Source organism: Umezawaea beigongshangensis (genome assembly GCF_016464305.1).
Lineage (GTDB): Bacteria > Actinomycetota > Actinomycetes > Mycobacteriales > Pseudonocardiaceae > Umezawaea_A > Umezawaea_A beigongshangensis.
The window spans coordinates 1-2,383 of record NZ_JAEIOJ010000036.1 but is presented as its reverse complement, the minus strand read 5'-3'; the positions used below and the strand labels follow the sequence as shown (position 1 = coordinate 2,383).

General features: G+C 67.5%; 1 protein-coding gene. It reads right to left on the bottom strand.

Annotation, left to right across the window (positions count from 1 at the left end; genetic code table 11):
* Positions 1 to 2,383: ATP-dependent Clp protease ATP-binding subunit (locus IMZ35_RS30220; protein WP_199444624.1), on the bottom strand; the 2,383-nt coding region annotated here is incomplete at both ends.

The window sequence follows — 2,383 nt, the reverse complement described above, 5'->3', positions numbered from 1 at the left end:
CCGGCCTGGATCTCGCCGAACAGGATCTTCTCCGAGAGCTGGTCCTCGATCTCGCGCTGGATCGTGCGGCGCAGCGGGCGGGCGCCGAGCACGGGGTCGAACCCGCGCAGGGCCAGCAGCTGCTTGGCGCGATCGGTCAGCTCGATGGCCATGTCCTTGTTCTTCAGCTGCGTCTCGACGCGGTTGATCATCAGGTCCACCATCTTGATGATCTCGTCCTGGGTGAGCTGGTGGAAGACGATGATGTCGTCGATGCGGTTGAGGAACTCGGGCCTGAAGTGCTTCTTCAGCTCGTCGTTGACCTTGTTCTTCATGCGCTCGTAGTTGGACGCGGTGTCCTGACCCGAGGTGAAGCCCAGGCCCACGGCCTTGGAGATGTCCGAGGTGCCCAGGTTGGAGGTGAAGATGATGACGGTGTTCTTGAAGTCCACCGTCCGGCCCTGACCGTCGGTCAGGCGGCCGTCCTCCAGCACCTGCAACAGCGTGTTGTAGACCTCGTTGTGGGCCTTCTCGATCTCGTCGAACAGCACCACGGAGAACGGCTTGCGGCGCACCTTCTCGGTGAGCTGCCCGCCCTCCTCGTAGCCGACGTAACCGGGAGGGGCGCCGAAGAGCCGCGAGGCGGTGTAGCGGTCGTGGAACTCGCCCATGTCGATCTGGATGAGCGCGTCGTCCTCGCCGAAGAGGAACTGCGCCAGCGCCTTGGACAGCTCGGTCTTGCCCACCCCGGAGGGGCCGGCGAAGATGAACGAGCCCGAGGGGCGCTTGGGGTCCTTCAGACCCGCGCGCGTGCGCCGGATCGCCTGGCTGACCGCCCGCACCGCGTCGGTCTGGCCGATGATCCGCTTGTGCAGCTCGTCCTCCATGCGCAGCAGGCGCGTGGTCTCCTCCTCGGTGAGCTTGAACACCGGGATGCCCGTCCAGTTGGCCAGGACCTCGGCGATCTGCTCCTCGTCGACCTCGGCGACGACGTCGAGGTCGCCGTCCTTCCACTGCTTCTCCCGCTCGGCCTTCTGGCCCAGCAGCTGCTTCTCCGCGTCGCGCAGCTTCGCGGCGCGCTCGAAGTCCTGCGCGTCGATCGCGGACTCCTTGTCCCTGCGCACGTCGGCGATCTTCTCGTCGAACTCGCGCAGGTCCGGCGGAGCGGTCATCCGGCGGATGCGCATCCGGGCGCCGGCCTCGTCGATCAGGTCGATCGCCTTGTCCGGCAGGAACCGGTCGTTGATGTAGCGGTCGGCCAGCGTCGCCGCGGCCACCAGCGCCTGGTCGGTGATCGAGACGCGGTGGTGGGCCTCGTAGCGGTCGCGCAGACCCTTGAGGATCTCGATGGTGTGCTCCAGCGACGGCTCGCCGACCTGGATCGGCTGGAACCGGCGCTCCAGAGCGGGGTCCTTCTCCACGTACTTGCGGTACTCGTCCAGCGTGGTCGCGCCGATGGTCTGCAGCTCACCGCGGGCCAGCATGGGCTTGAGGATGCTGGCCGCGTCGATCGCGCCCTCCGCGGCACCCGCACCGACGAGGGTGTGGATCTCGTCGATGAACAGGATGATGTCGCCGCGGGTGCGGATCTCCTTGAGGACCTTCTTCAGCCGCTCCTCGAAGTCACCGCGGTAGCGGGAACCGGCGACGAGGGAGCCCAGGTCCAGCGTGTAGAGCTGCTTGTCCTTGAGCGTCTCGGGCACCTCGCCCTTGACCACCATCTGCGCCAGCCCCTCGACCACGGCGGTCTTGCCCACGCCGGGCTCGCCGATGAGGACGGGGTTGTTCTTGGTGCGGCGGGACAGCACCTGCATGACCCGCTCGATCTCCTTGGTGCGACCGATGACCGGGTCGAGCTTGCCCTCGCGCGCGCTGGCGGTGAGGTTGCGCCCGAACTGGTCGAGCACCAACGACGACGACGGAGTGCCCTCGCCGCGGCCGCCGGCCTCGGCGGGCTCCTTGCCCCCGGAGTAGCCGGAGAGCAGCTGGAGGACCTGCTGCCGCACCCGGTTGAGGTCGGCGCCCAGCTTCACCAGGACCTGGGCGGCGACGCCCTCGCCCTCGCGGATCAGCCCGAGCAGGATGTGCTCGGTGCCGATGTAGTTGTGCCCCAGCTGCAGCGCTTCGCGCAGAGACAGCTCCAGGACCTTCTTCGCGCGCGGGGTGAAGGGGATGTGACCGCTGGGGGCCTGCTGGCCCTGGCCGATGATCTCCTCGACCTGCTGGCGCACACCCTCCAGCGCGATCCCCAACGACTCCAGCGCCTTGGCAGCGACACCTTCACCCTCGTGGATCAACCCCAGGAGGATGTGCTCGGTGCCGATGTAGTTGTGGTTGAGCATCCGGGCCTCTTCCTGGGCCAGGACAACCACCCGCCTCGCGCGGTCGGTGAACCTCTCGAACA